The organism is bacterium (assembly GCA_035295165.1).
In the GTDB taxonomy this organism is placed as follows: domain Bacteria; phylum Sysuimicrobiota; class Sysuimicrobiia; order Sysuimicrobiales; family Segetimicrobiaceae; genus JAJPIA01.
In genome coordinates this window covers 1-21,739 of the sequence record DATGJN010000056.1, presented here as the reverse complement: position 1 = coordinate 21,739, position 21,739 = coordinate 1, and the positions used below count along the sequence as shown (strand labels likewise).

Sequence of the window (21,739 nt, the reverse complement as noted above, 5' to 3'; positions counted from 1 at the left end):
GATGGTCAGCAGGTGGTCTCCAACAGCGCGTTGACGAGTGTCGAGGGTGATCGTCCCGCCGTACCCTTCCCGTCCCTCATCGGCAGACTCCACACGTCGTGCGCGCCGTCACCGGTGGACGCAATCGCGTTATCGATACACCCGTGACGTCTGATGATACACGATCGTGTGCGACCAGCGGATGCGCGTATCTGGCACACAGAACACACCGGCCACTATGAGACGATACTCGGTCGGTGCGCGACGGTACCGCGGGCTGTTCCCGGATTCGCTCGAACACCTCCGGTTCCTGTTGGGCAAAACGCTACTGCGACCGTGACTATGTTACCTCGAATGCGACTCTACGACCAACTCTTCGTGCAGCAGAGCGTCTGTGTCCTCCCACACCGTAGTCGCGCCACGGCTGCGTGGACCGCGTGGCACAGACGCCAGTGATCTGCGCTTCGTTACCTTCCCCCCCACTCTTTCATGAGTGTGGTTCGCCTACACCCAACATCAGCGTCGGCAAGCAAGTTCGCATCCAATCCTAATGCTGTAGCGTCGCTTGAACACTCAGTTGGACATTTCCCTTGATGGCCTGCGAGATGGGACAGCCGTCCTTTGCGGCCTCCGCTGCCCGGCGGAACCCCTCGGCGTCGAGGCCGGGGACCACGCCGCGGATCGTCAGGGCACTGGAGACGACCTTCCAGCCTCCATCGACGTGATCCAACGTCACGGCCGCACTGACCTCCAGCCGCTTCGGCGGGGTCTTTGCGTTCGCCAGGCCAAACGCCAGGGCCATGGCGAAGCAGCCCGCGTGCGCGGCGGCGGTGAGCTCTTCCGGGCTCGTCCGCCCTTCGGGCGATTCGGTGCGGACCGCCCAGCTCACCGGCAAGTCTGAAAAGACCCGGCTCGACCCGGCCGTCACCCTGCCGGATCCCGAGATGAGATCCCCTTCCCACGTCGCATCGGCGCGTCGAATCGCTGGCATCGGCTTCCTCCTTAGCTGCGCGATCGTAACGCATGCTCACCGGCCTTGTGCCGGTGGTCTCGACAGAATACCATGCGTTGGTCCAACGGTCGTTGCAATCAACCTCCCCAGTGAGAGCCCAAGCCAGCGCTCCAGACGCACGGGCTATCAACGACCCCGTCATCAGCCTTCGAGCAAGAGGGACTCGGGATCCTCGATCAGCGCCTTGACGCGCCCCAGGAATTGCACCGCTTCGCGCCCGTCGACGATCCGGTGGTCGTAGGTGAGGGCGACATACATCATCGGGCGGATGACGACCTGTCCCCCGCGGGCGACCGGCCGATCGGCGATCCGGTGCAGGCCCAGGATCCCCACCTGCGGCGGGTTGAGAATCGGTGTGCTCAAGAGCGAGCCGAACACGCCGCCGTTGGTAATGGTGAACGTTCCGCCGCGCAGATCCTCGAGCGAGAGCGTCCCTTGCTCGGCGCGCTGCGCAAAATCGCGGATCCCCCGTTCGATCTCGACCAGCGTTCGCCGGTCGGCGTCCCGCAGCACGGGGACGACGAGCCCGTCCTTCGCCGCGACCGCGATCCCAATGTCAAAGTAGCGCTTGAGAACGGCCTCATCACCCCGCATCTCGGCGTTCAGATATGGGAACTCGCGCAACGCCGCGACCGCCGCGCGCACAAAGAACGCGGCGATCCCGAGCCGGAATCCGTACCGTTCCTGCACCAGCGGATTCTGGCGGCGGCGGAGATCGGCGACCGCGCCCAGGTCCACCTCGTTGAAGGTCGTCAGCATCGCCGCGTTCCGCAGGGCCTCGACCAGCCGGCGAGCGATCGTCAGGCGTCGGAGCGACAGGCGAACGTGCTCTTCGGATCTGGCCGGCGCCAATGCCGGTGCGGCGGACGGCGGAGGCTGGTGAAGCGCGCCCTCCACGTCGTGGCGGGTCACCCGGCCGCCCGCGCCTGTCCCGGGGACCGCGCTGACATCCACCCCGTGCTCGGTCGCAAGCCGTCTCGCCAGCGGCGTCGCTGCGGATGGACGAGCGGTGGGCGACTGATCGGGCGGGGTCGGCGCTGCGGTCGGTCCTCCGACGTCCTCGTGGCGCACGTGCTCGGGATCGACTATACCCGCCACAACATCGGGCGGCGGTGCAGGCACCGCCGCGCCGGGGGTTGAGATCTCACCCCAACGGCCCTGGGCGGCGGCCGCGGCGTCAGGTTCCACGACCGCGGTCTCATCCACAACGCCGAGCACGTCCCCCGGTCGCACGTCTGCGCCGTCCGGCTGCGCGATGTGCGTGAGCCGGCCCGCCACATCCGCAGCCACTTCGAAGTTCACTTTCTCGGTCTCGAGCTCGACCAGTACCTCGCCAACGCCCACGGACTCTCCCTCATGCTTCCGCCAGTGGAGCACGCGGGCCTCGAGAACGGACTCGCCGACGGTCGGCACGACGATGTTGGTGGCCACGGCCCGCTACCTCTCCCCGGGGCGGGCGCCGCCCGCCACCCGCGACTCGAGCGCCTGCTGGATCAATTGCGCCTGGGCCGCCGCGTAGCGCGCGTGCGACCCTTCCGCGGGGCTCGCATTCGGGGCGCGGCTCAGGCACTCCACCCGCCCGCCTCCCAGCACCGCCGCCAAGAGCGGTTGCACGAACGTCCACGCGCCCATGTTCTCCGGCTCCTCCTGCACCCAACACATATCCCGTACCCGCGCGTACCGTGTCAGGACCGCCCGCACCGCATCCTCGGGGAACGGATACACTTGTTCCAAGCGCACGATCGCAAGCTCCGGATGATCCTTCCGTCCGGCGCTCTCGGCGAGGTCGACGGCGATCTTGCCGCTGCACACCACCAGACGTTCCACCGCATCGGGGCGGTCCCGGACTGCGGCATCGTCGAGCACCGGCTGCCATCCGCCCTCCGCGAGATCCTGGAGGAGCGAGCTCACCAGCGAGTGTCGAAGGAGGCGTTTCGGGGTCATGACCACCAGCGGCAGCGGGTCGGTCCGGAGGAGCGCCGCCTGCCGGCGGAGCAGGTGGAAGTACTGCGCCGCGGTCGTACAGTTCGCGATCCGAAGATTGATCTCCGCGGCCAGTTCGAGGAACCGTTCCAACCGCCCGCTGGTGTGATCCGGACCCTGCCCCTCGGCGCCGTGCGGCAGCAGCAGCACGAGCGATGGCGTCTGACCCCACTTCGATCTCGCCGACGCGATGAACTCGTCGACCACGACCTGCGCCCCATTGATGAAGTCGCCGTACTGGGCCTCCCAGATCACGAGCCGCCCCGGCGCCGCGACACTGTACCCGTATTCGAACCCCAGCGCCGCGTTCTCCGTGACGGGGGTGTTGCACACCTCGAACGCCGCGCGGGCCTGCGGCAGTGCTTGCAGCGGCACGTACGTGCTGCCAGTTTCAACGTCGTGCAGCACCGCGTGGCGCTGGCTGAAGGTGCCCCGCGCGACGTCCTGCCCGGTCAGGCGAAGGCTCACGCCGTCGGCCAGGATCGTCGCGAAGGCGAGCTGCTCGGCGGTCGCCCAGTCCACCGAGATCGGTGCGGTCCCCTCGACCGCCATGCGCCGGCGAGCGATCGCCTGGGTGAGCTTGGGGTGGACGTGAAAGCCCGGAGGAATCTCCGCGAGCGCTCGGTACAACGCGCGCAGATCGGGCTCCGGCACGGCCGTCTGCACCCGCCGCGCGGCGCCCGCCGGGGCGGGCGGAGGGGGAGCATCTCGAAAGGCCGCAGGATCCAACCCCGCGAGCACTACCTGGAGGGCCGCAGTATGCTCGCGGAGTATAGCGTCCGCCTTCGCCGGCTCGATCAGGCCCCGCGCGACCAGCGTCGTGGCCCACAATGCCCGCACGGTGGGGTGACGGCGGATCGCCTCGTACATCTGCGGCTGCGTGAACGTCGGTTCGTCGCCCTCGTTGTGACCGTAGCGGCGATACCCTACGAGGTCGATCAGGGCGTCCTTGTGAAACCGCTGCCGGTAGGCGGCCGCCAGCCGGATCGCCGCCACGCATTCCTCCGGGTCGTCGGCGTTCACGTGGACGACGGGGATCCCGAATCCTTTGGCCAGGTCGCTCGCGTGCGGAGCGCCGTGGGTCTCCTCAGGAAGCGCGGTGTAGCCCAGTTGGTAGTTAACGATGATGTGGAGCGTCCCGCCCACCTCGTAGCCGCGGAGCCGAGACAGGTTCAGGCTCTCCGCGACGACCCCCTGGCCGTGGAACGACGCGTCGCCGTGGATCAGTACGGCCAGCACGGTGCCGAATTCCCACCGCGGAGCCCCCTGCTGGTCGGTGCGCGCTGCGGCCGCGCGCGTCATCCCCAGCACGACCGGGTCCACCGCCTCAAGGTGGCTCGGGTTCGGCGCGAGCGTGACCGTCACGCGGTCGGGCCCGGACATCCCCGGATCGGTCCGGGCACCCTTGTGATACGTGACGTCGCCCGTCCACCCAACGTCGTCACGCGCTGGCCGCGCGTCCAACGGCTCCTTGAACTCCGCCAGGATCGCCGCATACGGCTTCCCCACGATGTGCGCCATGACGTTGAGGCGCCCGCGGTGCGCCATGCCGAGCTGGATCGTGCGGATGTCGTCCGACGCCGCGAGCCGGATGAGCTCGTCGAGCATGGGGACCAGCATGTCCGCCCCCTCGATCGAGAAGCGCGTCTTCCCGGGGAACGTACGGTGCAGGAACTGTTCGAACGCCTCCACCTGGGTCAGGCGCGTCAACAGGGCGGCGCCGGTGTCCGCGTCCGTCGGCACGCGAAACCGGCCGCTCTCGATCGCGTCCCGGAGCCACGTCCGCTCCTCGCGGGGGGCCATGTGTTCGATCTCGTAGCCGACCGTGGACGCGTACACCTCGCGCAACCGCTCGACCGCATCCCAGGCCGTCGCGGCGTCCCTGGCGGCGAGGCCTCCGACGATACCCGCCGGCAGCGCGCGGAGCACGTCTTCCGCGACAGCGTAGGCCGCAGCGTCGAGATACGCATCGGTCGGCGCCTCGCGCGCGAGCGGGTTGGTACGCGCCTCAAGGTAGCCCCGCGCGCGGATCGCATGGGCGAGCCGAACCGCCCCCGCGATCGCGCGTCCGTCCCACTCGGCGGCTGCGCGTGGCGCGTGCTCGAGCGCGCGGTCGAGCACGACGGCGCCGCCGTCCCCGCCAAGCTGCCATCGTTCGAACTGCGCCCGCGTCGCAGGATCCACCGAGCGCGGATCGTCCCGGTACCGCGCGTAGAGCTCCGCGATGTACCCGAGGTTCAGCACCGCAAACTCGTCGGCCGCCGCCATCGTCAAAACCTCGCTGCGCTGGAGCCGTTCTTGATCTCGTGTCAGAGTCCGCCTAGCCTACGTGCTCATTGCGCGCTCCGCGTCCTTGCCGCCACCCGCCCCTTCACGATCCGCAGCGCCGTTCCCTTGTGAATCGCGACGTGTGCGGTCTTGTCGCTCTGGATGAGATACTGCCGCTCGGCCGGCGAGGCGTGATGCACGTAGCCCTTGAACATAGTGTTGGCCGTGACGCGCTTGATGATCCTACCGCGCACCCGGCCAGCCTCGGAGTTCCACTCCACATTGGCCCGGCCAGGAGGACTCACCGGTAACGCGCCCAACCTTTCTCAGGTGGAGCAAGATCACTATACTCCAGTCCGATCCGTCGGCCCGTGCCCCGCGAACCAGCAGTCTATGGCCCAAGCGTGCTCGACTGGGGGAGGGTCAGCAAGCGGCTGCGTTCTCCACGGAGGACGTCATCAGTAACCAACTCCGCCTGTCAGTTTGTCTGGGCATCCACGTAGGAACGATCAAGTGCGGGAACGGACGTGCACCCGAGAAGCTTGAGGGTCCGCTCCAGGTCGGTCCGCAATATCTCAAGTGCCCGTGCGACACCGGCCTCGCCTGCGGTGGCGAGGCCATACGCGTAGGCGCGCCCCACCAGAACGGCCCGGGCACCCAGACAGATTGCCTTGATGATGTCGCCGCCGCGACGGATGCCTCCGTCCATTAGCACCTCGGCTCGGCCGCTCACGGCTGTTGCCACTTCCGGCAGCGCGTGCAAAGAGGCAGGTACGCAGTCGAGCTGGCGGCCGCCGTGATTCGATACAACCACGGCCACAGCTCCTTCATCGATGGCTCGGCGGGCGTCGTCACCTGTAAGGACCCCTTTGATGACAATCGGGCCGGGCCAAAGTCCGCGGATCCATCGAAGGTCTTCCCAAGTGACCATAGTCTGCGCGAGAGCGGCACCGACATCGATGACCGGCATCGGCCCTGCGCCCAGGATCACAATGTTAGGCGGCTCAGGAACGCCGCCGTCGACCAGGAAGCGAGTGAGCCATGCCGGACGCGCGAGCACCTGCGGCAGAAACGGGAGCTTGGCCACCAAATTATCACTCAGCAGCTCCTTCGTACCGTTGCGGACGTCCCGCTCGCGCATTCCCGCCACGGGAACGTCGATGGTGACGACCAAGGCTGAGAACCCCGCGACCCGAGCTCGTTCGATCGCAGCCTCAGCGGCTTCACGACCCCCCGTCAAATAGAGCTGATACCACACGGGCCCGGAGGACGCCGCCTTGACGTCCTCCAGCCGGTGTCCAGAAATCGTGGAGAGAATATACACTGTACCTGCCGCCCCGGCTGCCCGAGCGGCAACCACTTCGCCCGGGATGCATAAGGCGACTGTAGCCGACGGGAGCGAGCAGCACGGGAAAACAAAGGTCGAAGCTAAGCACACGGGCGCGCAAGTCGCAATCGGGTACCGCGACTGCATGACGCGGCCGAAACGTAACGGCGTGAAATGCCCGGCGGTTTTCTTGCAACGTGACCTCGCCTTCCGCGCCGCCGTCGAGGTAATCGAAGACCACCTTCGGCAAACGACGCCGGACCAAGGACCGCAGGTCCTCGATGTTCACGACGCGGGGAGGTGTGACAGCCGCGACGCCTGAGTCATCCGCAATCCTCCAACCTCCAAATCTCAGTTAACTGATTTAACTGAGTAACCTGATACGCTTCGAGGCTCCACCCCTCACCCCGCGAAGTGCGCTACTGCGTTCCGAACGCCGGCATCACCTCAGTGCCGAGGTGCGATGTGCCGGTTGCCTGAAACCCCTTAATCTGCTCCACAATCTCAGAAGGGGTACCGAGCAGGTCGCCCGCTCGATATCTCGCCAGGACATCCGTGGGAAACTTCCGCACCAAACTGCCGAGACGGCGGCGAGTAGACGTGGGGACTGCTGTATCAGTCGACAACGTGGCAAGTGCTTTGTCGAAGCGCCCAGGTGACGCAAAGTAGAAAGTGAAGGGGAAGATTTCCGTTGCCTGCAATGTGAAGAACCCTCGCTGAATCACCTTCCGAATGGCAAGATCAGCTGCGTGGTATTGTGCCAACGGATTGAAAGGCCGGAGATACCCGACGTGAAGCCTTCGATCCCCCTCGATGCTGTACACGTGGGGAAACCCAGCGTAGGGCCTACCAGGCAACGACCGCCGGACAGGTCGCAAATCGACGAGAACGCCTCGCGGGACAAGTGCTTTGTGGAACAGTTCCAGGGCCGTATAGTATCCTTCTTGAGCGTAAAGCTCATTGGGAGAGTTGCCAGGGAGTTCGGGGTGAACCCGCGAACGCCGCGGTATGGGAAGACAAGAACACTTGAGAGGGGTTCCAGGACAACCTCCTCTTACTTTCTAGGCTGGGGTGTCAGGATGCGAAATGCGTCATTGTGTTCAATCAGCGAGGTTGAGTGTTCTGCAAACGGATTGAGAAGTTCCTCGCCAAACATGGTTTGGCTGGCGTGATGTGTTTGCAATTGGACGGGCATGATGTTCTGTTGATTCCGATGCAGTCGAATTCCTGCGATTCCCGAGGGATCGCTCCTCACATCAAACGAGATTAGGATCACGTTTTTGCGGCCCGCTCGGCGCCGTCGCCGAACACCAGGTCCCGGGCCTCCGGGTCTCCGACGCCGGAGGGCCGTTCGCCGGGTACCTTCCCGTGCTCCCACAGGTACCTCTTCACGGCGGCTTTGAGCGTTCCGAGCGCGAGCGTGGCGCACCTGGGCCGGGTCGCCACGACCTCCCGGCCCAGGACGTCGATCATGGCGTTGTAGTCCAGGGCGAGCACCTGTGGAATGGTTAGCCGGCCCTCGTGCACCATCTCCATGACCATCGAGGCGCCGGCCTGACTGATAGTGCAGCCTTCGCCTTCGAACGTCACATCCGCGATGCGCTCGTGATCAGGATCGCCCTTGAGGTAAATCGTGACCACATCGCCGCAGCCTGGGTTCCCGCCCGGCATGGCCACGTCGGAGTCCGGAAGCGCTCCGCGGTGGCGCGGGGATTGGTAGTGGTCGAGCAGGAGCTCGATCTGCTCCTGCCTGTCTCGCTGGGACACTCAGGGGTCCCGCCTTACTTCTCGATGGGCGCGCGGACCACGTTCCCCCACTCGGTCCAGGAGCCGTCGTAGTTGCGGACACGTTCGTAGCCGAGCAGGTACGTCAGCGCAAACCATGTGTGGCTGCTGCGCTCGCCGATCCGGCAGTACGCGATGACCTCGTCCTTCGGGCGGAGACCCGCCTCGCTCTCGTAGATCGCCCGCAGTTCAGCCGCGGTCTTGAAGGTGCCGTCCTCGTTAGCGGCGCGCGCCCACGGCACGTTCTTCGCCCCCGGCACGTGGCCTCCGCGCAGCGCCCCCTCCTGAGGGTAGTCCGGCATGTGGAGCAACTCGCCGCGGTACTCCTGCGGCGACCGGACGTCAATCAGCAGCTTCTTGGCTTTGATATGGCTGAGCACGTCCTCTCGAAACGCGCGGATCGGTGGATCCTGCCGCTCGGGCGCCTTGTACTGAGTCTTCGGGTACGAGGGGGTCTCCTTGACGAGTGGCCGCCGCTCCGCCTCCCACTTCTTTCGGCCGCCGTCCACTACCCGGCAGTCCGGGTGTTTGAATAGTCTGAACACCCAGAGGGCGTAGCACGCCCACCAGTTGTTCTTGTCCCCGTAGAAGACCACCGTCGTGTCGTTGGCGATGCCAAGACTCGTCATGAGGCCGGCGAACGCGGCCGAATCCAGGTAGTCGCGCATGAGCGGGTCCTGGAGATCCGTGTGCCAGTCGATCTTCAGCGCGCCTGGGATGTGCCCGAGGTCGTAGAGTAGGATGTCCTCGTTGGATTCCAGGATCCGGATCTTGGGGTCGTTTAGATGTTCCGCCACCCAGTCGGTGGTGACCAGCATCTCGGGATACGCGTACCCCTTCTCGAGGATCTTCGGGCTCGGTGTGACCTGTGGCATGGCATCCTCCCCACGCGTGATGGCGCGTTACATTCCTCGATCATACGAAGTGGAGGTTGAAGATTTTCTCGTCGGCGTACAGGTCAGCCACGAAGACTGCGGTCGTGGCGCCGCCGATGACGTCGCTGTCTTGGTACAGCTTGTAGACCTCCCCCGGGCTGTAGGCCTTTTCATCGGGAGGGCTTGTCCTCCGCAGTAAGGATTTAGAACGGAGCAGCTTCGACCGCCTTGATCTCCGGGACCTGCTCCTTGAGCATCCGCTCGACGCCGGCCTGGAGGGTCATCATCGAGTGCATGCAACCGACGCACGACCCCGCGAGCCGGATCTGCACGATGCCGTCCACGATGTCCACGAGCTCCAGATCCCCGCCGTCCTGCTGCACGTACGGGCGGATCTGCTCGAGTACCGTCTCGACGCGGGCGTGAAGGCCGGATGCCTCAGTTGCCACTTGCCCGGTGTGCTGTTCCATACGCGCTTCCTCCCCTTCTCTTCGGCGGGTGAGCTAGGCGTTATCCTCTTCGCCGCAGGGCTCGGCGTGCCCGGCATCCTCCACGGTCTTAAAGGAGTGTCCGCACCCGCAGGTAGAGACCGCGTTGGGATTGCGGATCGCAAACCCAGTGGCGGTGGCCGAACTCACGTAGTCGATCTCCGCCCCGCCCAGCAGCCGCGCACTCATCTTGTCAACGAGAAGCCGCACCCCGCCCCGCTCGACGACCTCGTCGTCTGCTTCGCGAGAGTCGAACGTCATCCTGTAGGAATACCCATCGCATCCGCCCGGCTGGATGAAGACCCGGAAGCAGAGGTTGGGGTCGTCCTGCTCCGCGAGCATCTCCTTCAGCTTGGCGACCGCGCTATCGGTGACGTTGATCGTCGGACGCCCTACCTCTACGGACACTGGCCATCACCTCGTCTCGGCCCTCCGGCGATCCCTCGGTCGGTGTGCGTGGGCGGCCGTTAGCCGACCGACCCCTCCATCTCAAGTTGGATCAGCCGGTTCAGCTCCACGCTGTACTCCATCGGCAGCTCCCGGGAGATCGGCTCGATAAACCCGCGGACGATCATGCTCATGGCCTCGTCTTGGTTGATCCCGCGGCTCATCAGGTAGAACAGCTGCTCGTCGGAGACCTTGGAGACCGTCGCCTCGTGGGTAACCTCGACGTCGTCCTCGTCGATCTCCATCGTCGGGTACGTGTCCGACCGGGAGTGCTCGTCCAGGATGAGCGCGTCGCACCGGACCGCGCACTTGCTGCCCTTGGCGCCGGGGTAGATCTTGACCAAGCCTCGGTAGCCGGCCCGGCCTCCGGACTTGCTGATCGACTTGCTCACGATGGACGACTGGGTGTGCGGCGCCGCGTGGATCACCTTACCGCCCGGATCCTGGTGCTGCCCTTCGCCGGCGAAGGCGATCGAGAGGATCTCGGCCTTGGCCCCCGGCTCCAGCATATAGACGCTCGGGTACTTCATCGTCAGCTTGCTGCCGAGGTTCCCGTCCACCCACTCCATCGTGGCGTCGCGATAGGCCACCGCCCGCTTGGTGACAAGGTTGTAGACGTTCTTGGACCAGTTCTGGATCGTCGTGTACCGGACCCGGGCGCCCTCTTTGACGATGATCTCGACGACGGCGCTGTGCAGCGAGTCGCTCGAGTAGATCGGGGCGGTACACCCTTCTACGTAGTGGACGTAGGAACCCCGCTCAGCGATGATCAGGGTCCGCTCGAACTGGCCCATGTTTTCGGCGTTGATCCGGAAGTACGCTTGCAGCGGAATGTCCATGTGCACGCCCTCCGGAACGTAGACGAACGACCCGCCGCTCCACACAGCACTGTTGAGGGCCGCGAACTTGTTGTCCTCAGGCGGGATGACCGTCCCGAAGTACTCCTTGACGATGTCCGGATGTTCTCGCAACGCGGAGTCCATGTCCAGGAAGACCACGCCCTGCTTCGTCCACTCCTCGCGCAGGCTGTGATAAACGACCTCACTCTCGTACTGGGCGCCCACGCCGGCCAGGTACTTCTTTTCCGCCTCGGGGATCCCCAGCCGGTCGAAGGTCCGCTTGATGTTCTCGGGAACGTCCTCCCAGGTCTTGCCTTGATTCTCCATGGGCCTGACGTAGTAGTAGATATCGTTGAAATCGATCTCGCCCACGTTGCCGCCCCAGGTCGGGAGCGGCTTCTTCTCCCACACCCCGAGCGAGTGGAGCCGCAAGGCCCGCATCCAGTTGGGCTCGCTCTTCATGTGCGAGATCATCTCCACGATCTCGCGGTCCAGGCCCTTCCGGGACTTGAACGCGTATGCATCCTCCGAATCGTGGAACCCGTACTGGTACTGGTCGAGATCGATCCCGAGCGGGTTCGTCACTGCCATGATGCGTACGCCTCCTCGCTAATGCCTGACCCAGAACACCTTGCCAGCGTTGCGGACCTCGCCCTTCTGGGCGACCTGCTCGTACTGCGCGCGGATCCCCGTCGTAGCCGATCTGGTCGAGCTCCTTGGTCAGCATGGCGTTGCCGGAGGTCACGATCCGGCCGTCAAACCTCCGCAGCCATCCACCCCTCCACCCCCACACCACCGCCCCAACACCAGCAACCAGGGGGATGCGTCAATCAATTCTTGAGTAGTTTACTCAACTATAATTTAACCGTTGAGGCCATCGAATGTCAACCCAGCCGCTGCCAGACGGGCGTTGGCGTCACATAGCGTCACAGACATGAAAAATGCAATGCGGGAGGCCCTGAATCCCTCGGCCCTGAGGCATATCGGACTCGAATCGGGCAACCTGCGGGTGCGAGCGAGGCTGCCATGGTTCCACAGAACCAGCGTGTCGGCTGGCTGCCTGTGGCCAGCAATAAGAGCCGGAAATCGACTGCGGGAGCGGGTCGAAGCGATCTGGTGGCTGTGGCTCAATTGCGCGACGACCTGCCGCGAGCATCTGATGCTCGAAGGTGTTCAGAAACGCATTGCTGAGCAGCGGCGAAAGCACACCCCCTTTCGGGGTTCCCGCTACCAGGGTACGCTTCTTGCCCTCCTCCATCACTCCGGCCTGGAGAAACGCCTGCACTAGCCGGAGAATCCGCCCATCCGCCACCACCTCGGCAACTGCGGCCAGCAGCCGGTCATGGGACGCGGTGTCGAAAAACCGTTCAATATCGATTTCGACAATCCACTCGTCCCCGTGCTGCAGGCTTGCCATCACATCGCCAATGGCCTGATGCGCTGACCGTCCTGGACGAAACCCGTAACTGGTCTCCGCAAACCGCGGCTCAAAGTGCGGTTCCAGCCGCAGACGCATCGCCTGCGCCGCTACGCGATCGCGTACAGCAGGGATCGCGAGGCCGCGACGACGTCCATCGGGTTGAGAATGTAGACGCGACGCCCTGGCTGGAGCACATAGGCATCGTCCTTGAGGGCCGCCTGGAGCTGTCGGCGCAGGAACTCCCCGAGCTCCTCCCACGAACGTGATGGTAACCGTTCGGGGGGTCCTCGGGCGTCTCACCCGAGAATTGGGCATCGATCTTGGTACCGCCAACACCCTCGTTTACCTGGGTGGAGAGGGTATCGTCGTGCAAGAACCGTCCGTCATCGCCCACCGGACCGATCGCAAGGGCGTCCTGGCGGTCGGCGACGAGGCGAAACGCATGATTGGCCGGACGCCGGCTGAGATCGTGGCGACGCGGCCGCTCCGGCATGGGGTCATCGCCGATTTTGACATCACCGCCTCGATGCTTTCCTACTTCATCCGGCGCGGGCTCACGGGACGGCCATCCCGACGGCCTCGGGTCATCGTCGGGATCCCCTATGGGGTCACGGAGGTTGAGAAGCGCGCCGTGCTCGACGCGACGTTCCAAGCGGGCGCCCGCGAAGCGTACCTCATCGAGCAACCGCTGGCGGCCACGATCGGTGCCGGGCTTCCCGTGTCGGAGCCGGTGGGAAGCATGGTGGTGGACATTGGGGGCGGGACGACCGAGGTCGCCGTGATCGCCCTCGGCGGGATCGTCACCGGTTGCAGCATCCGCGTGGCGGGCGACGAGCTGGACGAGGCCATCATCCAGTATGTCCGCCGGGCGTACAACCTTCTGATCGGCGAGCGTACCGCCGAGGAGATCAAGATCGCGATCGGGTCCGCCTATCCCACGCACGAGGAGCAGACGTTCAAGGCAGGCGGCCGCGATCTCGTCTCGGGGTTGCCGCGCACGCTCCTGCTGACGAGCGGGGAGATCCGCGAGGCGATCACCCAACCGGTGCAAACGATCCTCGAGACCGTCCGCACGACCTTGGAGCGGACGCCGCCCGAGCTCGCCGCGGACATCATCGGGCGGGGCGTGCTGCTGACGGGGGGCGGGTCGTTGCTCCGCGATCTCGCCACCCTGCTCGCCGATCACCTCGAGGTTCCCGTCCGGCCCACCGACGACCCGCTCTGCGACGTCGTCACCGGGACCGGTCGGGCGCTTGAGCAAATGGAGACGCTGCGAAGGGTGCTCCTGACCGGCAAGCAGCGCTAACCCGAGCAGAGTCCCGGGGGATCAGCAGACGCGGAATCGATCGCTTCGTGGGATCGGTTGCACCGCGACGCTCAAGCAGCGAATAAGATTGCGCTGGTCGAAGAAATAACGATAATCGCGTAACTAGCCGAGGATAGTACTTGTAGGGTGCAGGTTCGTTAGACGACGTGATTGGTTCCTCCCCCCTTGCGATCACGTGCCTAATGGGCTGCACCCTTTTTGCACGTACAAGGAGGAAGTATGCCCATTCAAGGGACTCGGCACTCGGACTCCGCTATCCCGCTTCAATGCAAATGGGTGAAGTTGCCGAACGCGAGCATCGTGCGGGTCCGCGGTGAAGTCGATTTGGCCAATGTCCATCTGTTCCAGGACTCGCTAGATCATGCCGGGCGCTACGGTGCGCCAACAATCATTGACCTGACTAACGTAGCGTACATGGACAGTACCGGCATGAACGTCCTCATGCAGTTTCAAGAGAAATCCGATAGGGTTCAGAAAGGCCGAGTGGCCGTCGTCTTCGGTTCCACAGTAGTGCTTCGCGTTTTCTCGACTCTATCGCTTCAAGACCGGATTCAAGTCTTCCCCGACGTGGAGACAGCAGTATCGGCGCTCGTGGACCAGACTCCCTAACGTTTGGGCCGCTGGCCGATTGGGAACATCCTCGTGGGGTGCGTACCGCAGGCGAGGGTCTTCGATGAGAGACCTGATATACTAATCGCTTGCGGAACACGCACCCACTCAAGTCTATAATCACCCTCTACGGCTCGCCGGAATCCACGTCAAGTATCCACGGGACGCGTCGGCCCCACTGGCAAGCGCCGCGGGGATTCCCCTCACTGTGCGTGCGGTAACCCGATAGGGCCACGCCTCACTTCCGTAGATCCGGCCCAGACCTCTTGCGCGCGCGCTTCATTCCATACAGGCGTGCATCGGCGGTCGAAAGCAGTGCCTCGGCACTGGGCCCGTCCAAGGGGCTCGATGCGGCTCCCCACGACACCCCGAGCGAACGAAGCGTGTCAACCGGATCGACAGTGACCACGATCGGAGCGAGGCGCTGGAGCACGGCAGGCCCCCTCGGTCCAGTCTCGGGGAACAGCATCGCGAACTCATCGCCTCCAAATCGCGCCAACACATCCGAGGCACGCAGGCGCTGGCGTAAGGTCCGCGCCACCTGCATGAGTGCGGAGTCTCCAGCCGCGTGACCATAGACATCATTGATCGATTTGAACCCATCCAGGTCGAGCAAGGCTACGGTCAGCGGGGCGGCTGTTCTGCGAGAGCGCGAGATCTCCCGCTCCAGCTCAGAGAGAAAGCGGCGTCGGTTCGGCAATCCCGTGAGCGGATCGGTATCTGCTAACTTTTGAAGGCGATCTTGCAGCCGGGCAATGGCGAGAACACCAGCCAGATACTGCCCGACAACGTCGAGGAGCGCTCGATCGTTTGGCGTAAAGGCGTCGACAGTGCTCCCGTGGGCGGCGAGGGATCCAACCGCTTCTCCATCGGCGATCAAAGGGACATGCATTGACGAACGGATATCCTCGCAACACTGGAAATGGCGTCCGTCGCGATGGGTATCGGGAATATACAGGGCACGTCTCGCCATCAGGGCCATCCAGTTGAACCCCTGAGGGCGCGGAAGGGACAAGCCGCGGGACACGCTGGCGAGTCCTGCCCCCGCCACGATCGTCAGGATCTCTGGGTGGTCCGCGTCGAGCAGCGCGATCGTGCACGAGTCGAATCCAGCATTCTCGCGCAGGGCTTTCAGCGTCCAGTCCACGACTTGCGTGATATCGAAAGCGGCGGTGAGCCCCTGAGTCAGCGTCGCCAACATGCTGAGCGCGTCGGTAGCCCCGCGCCGGTGGGTTGGTGGGATCACGGCCCACTCCTTCTCCCGCAATACTGGCATGGTAGAACCGAGGGGAATGGCCAGTGGGAGCCAGTGGTGCCGGTCTATCGGATCAACGCGAAGGACTATCCTCACAATGCCGCAGAGCTGACCGCATCACAAGGTCTGCGAGCGACTCTTTCGATTAGATATGAAACCGCGAGGACCATGATCGCACGCGGAGGTGTTGCTCTATGATATCGCGCGTGGGTGCGGACAAACGTACGAGGGCGCGCACGTCTCGACGGCCCCCAACATACCGGCCTCTTGAAATGGCGAGAGCGTCGCCTTCGTGATGGCAGACGTGTTCAATCTCGCTTTTCCGTCGTGGTTCGCAAGGGCAGCATCATTGCACAGCTCCGGCGGGGCCCTCAACACGGCCCGGCGCTACAACTGGGCTGGGTGGATACGGCGTTCGCGCGGGCGTGGGAGGAGGGCCGCGCCAAGACGCTGGAGCAGGCCTTCGAATACGCGCTATAGAGAATTGACTTGATTACCCCACATAGCAGGCACAATAGAATGAGCGGATGAGGCGGGGGCGGCGTTGGAGAGATTGCAGGTGGGCCCGGACCCGTGGGCGGAGTTCCTCAAACGATCCCGAGGTGCTGTCGGTGGCCCCACTCCCCTTCAAATGGCTCCACACGCTTTCGTCGAGGTTCAGTCCGGGAGCGTACGAAGGCAAGTACTCAAGCCGGAGACGTCGCCGGTGGGTGCGGACGAACTGACGCGTCTGGCGGGAGCGGTGATAGGGGCTGCGATCCACGATCAACACCAGCCTGAAAAAGCGCGGTTTTCGGGTGCGACTTGTCTGTGTAACTCATTGGAATGTGGCAATTCAGACCCGCACAAACATGCACCCCGAGGCCGTCCACATCTGCGAATACATCGCAGCGGTTCGCCCACAAATCATGGTCCCCGAGGGGAAGCTCGACCTCCTCCTCGCGAGCCCGACGTGCACGTATCATTCCAGAGCTCGCGGAGGAAAACCAACAAGCGACCAGCAACGCTCAGATCCGTGGTACGTGGTAACTTGGCTGACGGACCTCCGAGTTCGCTGCCTCATCGTGGAAAACGTAGGGGAGTTTATTGACAGGGGGTCCGGTCGACGTCCGTACCGGTCGTCCGCTCAAGTCTCGCCGCGGTGAGTATTTTCAACAATGGGTAGAGACGATCAAAGGACTCGGTGTGGGATCCCACGATATCTTGCACTTGAGAGCTCAGAAAAATAAGGGGATTATCTGCCCTCTGGACACCCATTTGTCATCGAAATGGCCCACGATAGTGCTGCGTTTCCGCTTGCGTGGGTCTGCGTCGTCGTCCTCCGCCGCTGCTTACCGACGCGAAGATCGCGGTCCTCTATTTAATGCGGCAGGGCGCGGCGCCAGCCCCAGTGCTACATACCAGGCGATCTGTTTGGGCAACTACCTTGTCATTCCCCGATGTCTGCGTTCTCGTCCTCGTCTATGAGCTTCGAAGGAAGTCGATCATGGCAGCGCTGACCTCCGGCGCACGTTCTTGTTGGGTCCAGTGACCGCAGCCCGGCAGCATAATCGTTGGCCGGAGCTTGGGAACGAGTATCGACTGCTTGGCAATGAACTGTTGAAACGCGGCGACAATGACGTCGCGGTCGCCCGCCATCTAGAGCGCCGGAACGGTCACCGCCGCTCCGGCAAAGGGAGCCAACATCTCCCAGCTGCGATCGACATTGCGGTACCAGGCGAGGGGACCGCGGAATCCGCTCCGCGTGAATTCCGCGACGTAAACATCGATGTCGGACTCCGTGATCCAAGCCGGCAAGCGCGCTGGATCGGTTAAGGAAGGACCCTTCCGGGGCACCATCCCGCCAGCAAACCCTCCGCCCGCAGACGGCGGCCTGTCGCCCGAAAGCGAGTAGAACTGGGAACGGAACGTGCGGCGCATGTCGCGCCCGAGCGCCGCCTCAGCTTCGGGGGTCTGGAAGAAGAGCTGGTAGAACACCGCATTCTCGTTCCGCGGCATGAGCGTGGTCGGCGGCACCGAGCCGCCAAACCCGCGCGGTCGGAACGGCACGCTAAGCGCGATCACTGCACGGAAACGGTCGGGGCGCAGAAGCGCCGCTTGCCACGCTATCGTGGCGCCGACGTCGTGGCCGGCGATCACCGCCTCCTGGGCACCCAACGCGTCGACGACACCCACGATGTCGCCGATGTCATGGAGAATCGTATACCTCTCCACCTCCTTCGGGCGGTCGCTTCGCCCATAGCCACGCAAGTCGGGGGCTACCGCACGGAACCCAGCCTTCGCCAACGCCCGGAGCTGATGCCGCCAGGAATACCAACATTCGGGAAAGCCGTGGCACAAGATGATGAGCGGACCTTCACCCTGCTCGGCTACGTGCAAGCGGATGCCGTTCGTCTCGATCATGCGATGCGTCACCTCGGGCATCGCCGAATCCACCCAAGATGTCGGCTCTGGGCCGGACCGGCTGCGCTCAGCGGCACCCGCCTTACGCGGCACCGCGAAAACAGCGCCGACGGTAAGCGCGAGCCCCGCGTAGAGCATGTGGCGTCGGGAAAGCGTCGTGTCGCGCATTGCGTCACTCCTTGGATAAGTCGTTTGAGGTGGCTGTTCCTACCACCATGTTCCGCAGACGCCGCAGGCGAGCAAGGGGCAGACCATTATTGCTGCTGCGGCCCACCGCCAATCAGGCTACCCAGGGGGAGGAGCGGACCAACGGGAATGTATTCGTGGTCCATCAGGTTCTCTTTCGCCAATGGCAGCGGCTCCATCACGGCGCGGGCTTCGTCCACGGTCTTGGCGTCGATGAGAAAAATCACTCCTTTGCCGTCGCCCCTCGAATACCACTGCCGAATCTTCCCGTCGAGATAGAGTTTCACTGTTGCCCGGATCTCAGCTGGCATGATGGTCATGATCTGTTGAAGTGTGACCCGTGGTTTGACCGTCAATATGACCAACACCTCCGTCGTCTTGGGATTCATCTCATCTCCTCCTCCGAAAATGGTTTTGAAGCGGTCACGGTCGCCGTCGTGGTTAGGCCGCTTCAACAGTGACCTTGTAGCCGAGTCGTTCCAGACGTTTGACCGCACTCCGGACCACCGCATCCTTTTTGTGCTCGTCGTAGTAATTGGCGCCCAGCTCTTCGTAGGCGACGCCATCCCGTAAGACATAATAGGCGATTTCCAGAATCCGACGGCCGACCGCGATGGCGGCTCGCTTTTTCCCTCGGCGGGCGGCAATGCGGCGGTAGACGGCACCGAGGTAAGTGTTTTTGGTTCGCCCCGCCGCCTGGCCGGCTTCCGTCAGCGTGCGGCGGAGCGTGGGGCTTCCTTTACGGGTGCGCGCGCCGCGCCGTTTCCCCGCGCTCTCGTTACTCCCGGGACACATCCCACCCCAGGACGTGAGATGCGCGGCGCTCGGAAAGCGCGTCATGTCAGGGCCGACCTCGGCCAGCATCACTTCGGCCACCCGTTCACTGACCCCGGGAATCGTGTCCAGCTGGGTCATCTGGACGGCAAAAGGGGCCAGCCGGGTCGTCACCTCGCCTTCCACGGCCTCGATTTGTTGGTCCAAGTAGCGCACGTGGTCCAGTTGCAGTCGCAGCATCAGGTGCTGATGCGGTGTCAGCCGCCCCCGCAGGGCGTCCGCCACGTCCTCGCGCGTGGCCCGGACCCGGACGTCCGCCAGCGTCGCGATGTCTTCCGGACTCCGCTGGCCTGCCGCCAGCGCCTCCAACATCGCGCGGCCACTCTTGCCCAAGATGTCGCTGACGACCGATCCGAGTTTGATGTTCCCGCCTTCGAGCACTTTTGGGATGCGGTTGGCTTCGGCCGTCCGTTCGCTCACCAAGGAGATGCGGTACCGGACCAGCTCCCGAAGCTCCCGCTGCGGCCGCGACGGAATCAGGCTGGCCCGCAACAGCCCATGGCGCATCAGATCGCAAATCCATTCGGCGTCTTGCACATCGGTCTTCCGCCCGGGGACGGCTTTCATATGCGCCGCATTCACGACGTACACCGTCATGCCCGTCGTCTCCAGCAGGTTATAGAGCGGCTTCCCGTAGACGCCGGTGCTCTCCATCGCCACATGCGTAATCTGCAACGCCTCCACCCACTCCAGCAGCGTCAGCAGTTCCCGTGTCGTCGTCCCAAAGGTCCGGGCCTCGCTCCGCCCCGGGACCACTACATGCACCACCACGGTCTTGGTGGGTAGAGGGCGGCCTTGAGGTACACCCCTTGAACCGCCCTCCCCTCGCAGAACCCGGCGTGCCCGATTAAGGCACCGGGCTCCCCAAGAGTCTCGCAGGTACGCCACGTCACACCGTCGGATGCAGGGTGCGAGGCACGGGCGGGAGAACGAACCACGAACTGCGACAGAGGATGTCCCAGCGTAGACGCCGCCGTTGCCCTTGCCGGCGCAGCGTTCGTATCCACTGAAGTTCGACCTCGTGCCGCACCCAGTTCAGCTTTGCCTGGCTGTGTGCAAGGCTGAAGTACCGGTAGAGCCCCTGCAACATCATGGCCAGGTGCTTCTGTTGGTCCGGACGCTTCCAGTGGATGTGCCCCATGAGCCAGGCCTGCGCGCGGTCCAGGAACCTTCGGCAGCTCTTCCGGGACGGAATTCGAATCACCGCAAACCGACCCTTGCGGTCCCTCCCGCAGACGTGTGTGAACCCGAGAAAATCAAATCGCCCAGGAATCTTCCCTAAGCGCTCTGTTGTCTCGCGCGCAAAGCGACCGAAGACAATCAGCCGTGTCTTCCCTTCAGCGAGCGTGAGATGGAACTTCTCCAGTCTCTCCACGAGGGCGACGTCGAAGCCCTCCGCCTCTTGCCGGTGCTGGAAACAGGCCACATAGTCGTCGGCGAAGCGGACCAAGCAGGCCTCACCACGGCACCGCCGCTTGAAGACCCGCTCGAACCACAGGTCGAGGGCGTAGTGAAGGTAGATGTTCGCGAGCACGGGGGAAATCGGACCCCCTTGCGCCACCCCCTCCTCTGTCCGCACGACCACGCCGTTGACCATTGCGCCTGCCCGCAGCCACTTCCCGATCAATCGCAAAAGGACCGGGTCACCGATGCGGAGTTGCAGCATCCTTTGTAGCCACTCGTGGTTGAGATGGTCAAAGAACCCGCGGATATCGGCCTCATAGACGTAGTTCACCCGCCCTCCGATGATGTGGTCCCGTAATGCACGGAGCGCGTGGTGCGGACTCCGTCCGGGACGGTACCCGTAGGAGACCTCCAGGAAGTCCGCCTCGTAGATCGCTTCCAGGATTCGTGCGACGGCTCGCTGCAGCAGCCGGTCTTCCGCTGTGGGAATTCCGAGCGTCCTGGTACCTTGCCCGCCCGGCTTCGAGATCTCCACACGGCGGACGGGAGGAGCTTGATACCTCCCTGCTTTGAGCCGCGCTACCAGCTCGATCACCCGGTGGTTCAAGTCCTGTTCGAACTCTCGCGCCGTTTCCCCGTCGATGCCGCTGGCTCCACGGCGATTCATGAGCCCCCATGTCTCCACCAGAAACTCTGGCGTCAGATGGTGGGCCAGCGCCGTGAAGCACAGCTTCCGGTCGGCCCGAGCTTTCGCTGCGATCCGCTCCAGTTGTGTTGACATGGTCCCTCCGCCTCTGCGTGCGGCCCATGTATCCCCGAAGTCTGGGTGACTCCTGCCCGCCGCTTCCCCCCTGTGCACGGCTCTCCCGTGCTCCGAGTACTATCAGCGGGCCCGACTTCCCCGGCAGCATCCGACCCCCTCAGGTGCATCGCCGTTCGGGAGTCCGTACTCAGCACATGCTAAGACCGCCGGGGACCTCCCAGGTTCTCGATTGTCCCTTCTCCCGCCCTGCCGTGCCCTTAGACCCCGCCGAGGTCTCCGGTGGCCTCGCCATTATCGGCCGCCCACTGTTGCCTTCCAGGCACAAGACCCTGTCGGCCCTCGGTTGATGATTTCACGAGGCTCAATAGCTTCACTCGCGTTACGGCCGGACGGTCGCTCCTCCTACGCCTAACTGCCGGCGTTACCGCCGCCAGCCCAAGGATGGATTCCCGGTGGGTGGCTAACCCTTGCCGAGGCAGGAATTGCACCTGCTGGGAACACCGAGCTTCGCCCGCTATGTTCCGCCTTCACCTCC

18 protein-coding genes and 1 pseudogene are annotated in these 21,739 nt (G+C 64.1%); 1 reads left to right on the top strand and 18 read right to left on the bottom strand.

Annotation, left to right across the window (positions count from 1 at the left end; genetic code table 11):
* Positions 1 to 526: 526 nt before the first annotated feature.
* The 12 genes and pseudogenes from VKZ50_08540 to VKZ50_08485 form a co-directional block, all read right to left on the bottom strand.
* Positions 527 to 970 carry an OsmC family peroxiredoxin gene (locus VKZ50_08540; GenBank protein ID HLJ59765.1) on the bottom strand — a complete coding sequence of 148 codons (444 nt, stop codon included), beginning with the start codon at positions 968 to 970 and terminating at the stop codon, positions 527 to 529.
* 162 nt (positions 971 to 1,132) lie between these two features.
* Positions 1,133 to 2,422, bottom strand: a complete 1,290-nt coding sequence (gene odhB, locus VKZ50_08535) for a 2-oxoglutarate dehydrogenase complex dihydrolipoyllysine-residue succinyltransferase (GenBank protein HLJ59764.1) — start codon at positions 2,420 to 2,422, stop codon at positions 1,133 to 1,135.
* A gap of 6 nt (positions 2,423 to 2,428) precedes the next feature.
* Entirely contained in the window at positions 2,429 to 5,242 is a 2,814-nt protein-coding gene (locus tag VKZ50_08530) for a 2-oxoglutarate dehydrogenase E1 component (protein HLJ59763.1), read from the bottom strand.
* 65 nt (positions 5,243 to 5,307) lie between these two features.
* Positions 5,308 to 5,523 carry a DUF2945 domain-containing protein gene (locus VKZ50_08525; GenBank protein ID HLJ59762.1) on the bottom strand — a complete coding sequence of 72 codons (216 nt, stop codon included), beginning with the start codon at positions 5,521 to 5,523 and terminating at the stop codon, positions 5,308 to 5,310.
* A 197-nt stretch (positions 5,524 to 5,720) separates the two neighbouring features.
* A complete protein-coding gene (locus tag VKZ50_08520; GenBank protein ID HLJ59761.1) occupies positions 5,721 to 6,716 on the bottom strand; it encodes an alpha-hydroxy acid oxidase in 996 nt (331 codons plus the stop codon).
* A 13-nt stretch (positions 6,717 to 6,729) separates the two neighbouring features.
* Positions 6,730 to 6,810: pseudogene (locus tag VKZ50_08515) on the bottom strand (hypothetical protein).
* Positions 6,811 to 7,841: 1,031 nt separating this feature from the next.
* Positions 7,842 to 8,336 carry an iron-sulfur cluster assembly scaffold protein gene (locus VKZ50_08510; protein HLJ59760.1) on the bottom strand — a complete coding sequence of 165 codons (495 nt, stop codon included), beginning with the start codon at positions 8,334 to 8,336 and terminating at the stop codon, positions 7,842 to 7,844.
* A 14-nt stretch (positions 8,337 to 8,350) separates the two neighbouring features.
* Entirely contained in the window at positions 8,351 to 9,229 is an 879-nt protein-coding gene (locus VKZ50_08505; GenBank protein ID HLJ59759.1) for a sulfurtransferase, read from the bottom strand.
* Between the two features lie 203 nt (positions 9,230 to 9,432).
* On the bottom strand, positions 9,433 to 9,699 hold the full coding sequence (locus VKZ50_08500; protein HLJ59758.1) for a NifU family protein: 267 nt from the start codon (positions 9,697 to 9,699) through the stop codon (positions 9,433 to 9,435).
* Between the two features lie 33 nt (positions 9,700 to 9,732).
* On the bottom strand, positions 9,733 to 10,125 hold the full coding sequence (gene erpA / locus VKZ50_08495; GenBank protein HLJ59757.1) for an iron-sulfur cluster insertion protein ErpA: 393 nt from the start codon (positions 10,123 to 10,125) through the stop codon (positions 9,733 to 9,735).
* A gap of 59 nt (positions 10,126 to 10,184) precedes the next feature.
* A complete protein-coding gene (gene sufB, locus VKZ50_08490; protein HLJ59756.1) occupies positions 10,185 to 11,594 on the bottom strand; it encodes a Fe-S cluster assembly protein SufB in 1,410 nt (469 codons plus the stop codon).
* 325 nt (positions 11,595 to 11,919) lie between these two features.
* Positions 11,920 to 12,738, bottom strand: coding sequence for a reverse transcriptase domain-containing protein (locus tag VKZ50_08485; protein ID HLJ59755.1), 819 nt, complete (start codon positions 12,736 to 12,738; stop codon positions 11,920 to 11,922).
* On the opposite strand from VKZ50_08485, the gene VKZ50_08480 reads away from it, so the two are divergent.
* Positions 12,689 to 13,729, top strand: a complete 1,041-nt coding sequence (locus VKZ50_08480; GenBank protein HLJ59754.1) for a rod shape-determining protein — start codon at positions 12,689 to 12,691, stop codon at positions 13,727 to 13,729. The genes VKZ50_08485 and VKZ50_08480 overlap by 50 nt on opposite strands.
* An 868-nt stretch (positions 13,730 to 14,597) precedes the next feature.
* Here the strand turns inward: VKZ50_08480 and VKZ50_08475 are convergent.
* The 6 genes from VKZ50_08475 to ltrA all read right to left on the bottom strand — a co-directional run bounded on the left by VKZ50_08475 (position 14,598) and on the right by ltrA (position 21,222).
* On the bottom strand, positions 14,598 to 15,605 hold the full coding sequence (locus tag VKZ50_08475) for a sensor domain-containing diguanylate cyclase (GenBank protein ID HLJ59753.1): 1,008 nt from the start codon (positions 15,603 to 15,605) through the stop codon (positions 14,598 to 14,600).
* Positions 15,606 to 17,075: 1,470 nt separating this feature from the next.
* The gene (locus tag VKZ50_08470) at positions 17,076 to 17,252 is read right to left on the bottom strand and encodes an alpha/beta hydrolase (GenBank protein HLJ59752.1); all 177 of its coding nucleotides are present in this window, start codon (positions 17,250 to 17,252) and stop codon (positions 17,076 to 17,078) included.
* Positions 17,253 to 18,185 carry an alpha/beta hydrolase gene (locus tag VKZ50_08465; protein HLJ59751.1) on the bottom strand — a complete coding sequence of 311 codons (933 nt, stop codon included), beginning with the start codon at positions 18,183 to 18,185 and terminating at the stop codon, positions 17,253 to 17,255. It abuts the gene before it with no gap.
* An 86-nt stretch (positions 18,186 to 18,271) separates the two neighbouring features.
* Positions 18,272 to 18,592, bottom strand: a complete 321-nt coding sequence (locus VKZ50_08460; GenBank protein ID HLJ59750.1) for a hypothetical protein — start codon at positions 18,590 to 18,592, stop codon at positions 18,272 to 18,274.
* 52 nt (positions 18,593 to 18,644) lie between these two features.
* The gene (locus VKZ50_08455) at positions 18,645 to 19,805 is read right to left on the bottom strand and encodes an IS110 family transposase (GenBank protein ID HLJ59749.1); all 1,161 of its coding nucleotides are present in this window, start codon (positions 19,803 to 19,805) and stop codon (positions 18,645 to 18,647) included.
* Between the two features lie 121 nt (positions 19,806 to 19,926).
* Positions 19,927 to 21,222, bottom strand: coding sequence for a group II intron reverse transcriptase/maturase (gene ltrA / locus VKZ50_08450; GenBank protein ID HLJ59748.1), 1,296 nt, complete (start codon positions 21,220 to 21,222; stop codon positions 19,927 to 19,929).
* Between the last annotated feature and the right edge of the window lie 517 nt (positions 21,223 to 21,739).